This window comes from Bradyrhizobium sp. Crot121 (assembly GCF_059512385.1).
Map to the genome: position 1 here is coordinate 1 of NZ_JCAMOR010000194.1, position 2465 is coordinate 2465.

Annotated in this window: 2 protein-coding genes and 1 pseudogene; 1 reads left to right on the forward strand and 2 read right to left on the reverse strand. The window is 61.4% G+C overall.

Annotated elements, in window-relative coordinates; all coding sequences use genetic code 11:
* Positions 1-155 (reverse strand): annotated as a pseudogene (locus AC5ZGW_RS45790) (Fe-S cluster assembly protein SufB); the annotation flags it as partial.
* A gap of 93 nt (positions 156-248) precedes the next feature.
* Complete coding sequence (locus tag AC5ZGW_RS45795; protein ID WP_130231840.1) at positions 249-1403, reverse strand: cysteine desulfurase family protein; 1155 nt, start codon at positions 1401-1403, stop codon at positions 249-251.
* A gap of 342 nt (positions 1404-1745) precedes the next feature.
* On the opposite strand from AC5ZGW_RS45795, the gene AC5ZGW_RS45800 reads away from it, so the two are divergent.
* Positions 1746-2393: an alpha/beta hydrolase gene (locus AC5ZGW_RS45800; RefSeq protein ID WP_028169230.1), complete on the forward strand. Its 648-nt coding sequence runs from the start codon at positions 1746-1748 to the stop codon at positions 2391-2393.
* Positions 2394-2465 lie beyond the last annotated feature (72 nt).

Below are 2465 nucleotides of genomic sequence, written 5' to 3' on the forward strand. Positions count from 1 at the left end.
GCCGGCTCGTTCTTTTTCTCTGAGATGAAGCGGACGATATCTTCCGAGAGCCCCTTGGGGGCCTTTTCGGATTCGATCAGCGTCTCGAACCCATATCGATACTGATCGACGTCGATCCGTCGGACACGGTCGACCGTCTCCTGTACAGCAGGCATTCAATCCTCCGCTCGCGGTTTCAAGGACCGCGGTGGATCAGTTCTAAAGAGTGGTACGGTTGCTTAGTGGACGAAAAACCCGCTTAGAACCGTTCAAGCTGTGTTTCGTCCCACTCTAAGTAAGGTATCGGCGAGCTTTAGCCAAGCCTTTACGGCCAAATCTATGTCTGTGGTGGATGTAGACCAGCCAAGACTAAGTCGCACTGCTCCCTGGGCGAGGTCCGGCCGGAACCCCATCGCGCCCAGCACATGTGACGGCTGGACCTTTCCCGAGGAACAGGCGGAACCTGAGGATACTGCAATTCCGGCGAGATCGAAGCCGATCACGGCGGTTTCCGCCTTCAAACCTGGAACGGTGAATAGCGTGGTATTGGGCAGCCTCGGCACGCCGTCCGAGAATACAATAATACCACTTACTTCTCTCAGGCCAGCCTCAAGTCGGTCCCTCAGGGCCCGCAGCCGGACTGTGTCGGTCTCGAGGCCCGCCATCGTGGCCTTGGCAGCCGCGCCAAAGGCCGAGATGCCGGCGACGTTCTCGGTACCGGCGCGGCGCCCGAGTTCCTGGCCGCCGCCGCGCAACAGGGGTTCGAGCCTCTCCACTCCCTCCGCCAGGACCACGGCCCCGACGCCCTTGGGGCCGCCGACTTTGTGCGCGGACAGCGTCACCAGATCCGCCTGCAATGATTCGAGAGCGAAGGGAATTTTCCCGAAGGCCTGGATCGCATCGACGTGGAGCAGTCCGCCGGCCGCATGAACGATCTCGGCCGCCTTTTCGACCGGCTGCAGCGCGCCGGTCTCGTTGTTGGCCAGCATCACCGACACCAATGCGGGCGGGCCATCGGCCAGCTTGCTACGGAGGTTATCGAGGTCCAGCACGCCTGACGATGTCACAGCCACGGTCTCGATCGCTTCAGCCGCAAAGCGCCCGCCTGATAGCACCGAGGCATGCTCGATCGCAGACACCAGGAGCCGCTGGACGGGAGCACTACCGCTACGTCGCACCCCAGGCGTCAATGCCAGCACATTCGCTTCCGTGCCGCCTGAGGCAAACACCACGTCCTGCGCCTTAGCGCCCACCGCCGCGGCGATCGCGCTCCTGGCGTCCTCGACCAGCCGACGTGCCTGTCGCCCCTCGGCATGCACCGAGGACGGATTGCCGCACAGCTCCCATGCCACCGCCATCGCCGCCTTCGCCTCGGGGCGAAGCGGCGTGGTCGCATTCCAGTCGAGATAGACGCGATTCGTCATGGAGTATTATAATACCTCAGAATTTCTTACGAATCCTTGCCTGCAATCTTCGCTCGAATCCCTAGGCCAGTTGGTGATTGCCGCGCCGCCCGCAATCACCAGCTAACGCATTGAACACGCTTGGCGTTGTTCAATATGCTTGCTTTTTGCCCCTCGCCTCATGCTAGAACGCGGGCCTCAAAACCAACCGAGGCGTCGTTCGTTCGCGGGAAGCCGCCTGACGGCGCCGTTCACGGTAAATCCAGCCACTTTATCTGCCGGGGGCCGATGAAGTCAGCACAACTCGGTTGATTGCTCAGCGCCAACCAAGGGTCAAGCGTAGGATCACTCAAGGGATCACTGATGCCTGAAGTTATTTTCAACGGCCCGGCGGGCCGTCTCGAAGGCCGCTACCACCCGGCCAAGCAGAAGAACGCGCCGATCGCCATGATCCTGCATCCGCACCCGCAGTTTCACGGCACGATGAATCACCAGATCGTCTACCAGTGCTACTATGCCTTTGCGCATCGCGGCTTCTCGGTGCTGCGTTTCAACTTCCGTGGGGTCGGTCGCAGCCAGGGCTCGTTCGACCACGGCACCGGCGAATTGTCGGACGCGGCCTCCGCGCTCGACTGGGCGCAGAGCATCAATCCCGAGGCACGTGCCTGCTGGGTCGCGGGCTTTTCGTTCGGCGCCTGGATCGGCATGCAGCTCCTGATGCGCCGGCCCGAGGTCGAGGGATTCATCTCGATCGCGCCGCCGGCCAATCTCTATGACTTCTCGTTCCTGGCGCCCTGCCCGTCCTCCGGGCTGATCGTGCATGGCGACAAGGACGCCGTGGTGCCGCCCAAGGACGTCAACACGCTGGTCGAGAAATTGAAGACACAGAAGGGCATCGTGATCGATCAGCAGATCATCCCCGGCGCCAACCACTTCTTCGACGGCAAGCTCGAGCCGTTGATGGAAACGGTGACCGGCTATCTCGACATGCGCCTCGCCAACGTGCGCTAGGCTGTGTGGACTCTTGGGATTCTCAAATCAGACGGAACGTGATTCAAGGCTTTCTTTTAGGAGGAAGCCTTG

Bases quoted from the DNA above. Each gene is read 5' to 3' on its own strand.
- AC5ZGW_RS45795 (WP_130231840.1), bottom strand. From the start codon at position 1,403: ATGACGAATCGCGTCTATCTCGACTGGAATGCGACCACGCCGCTTCGC.
- AC5ZGW_RS45800 (WP_028169230.1), top strand. From the start codon at position 1,746: ATGCCTGAAGTTATTTTCAACGGCCCGGCGGGCCGTCTCGAAGGCCGC.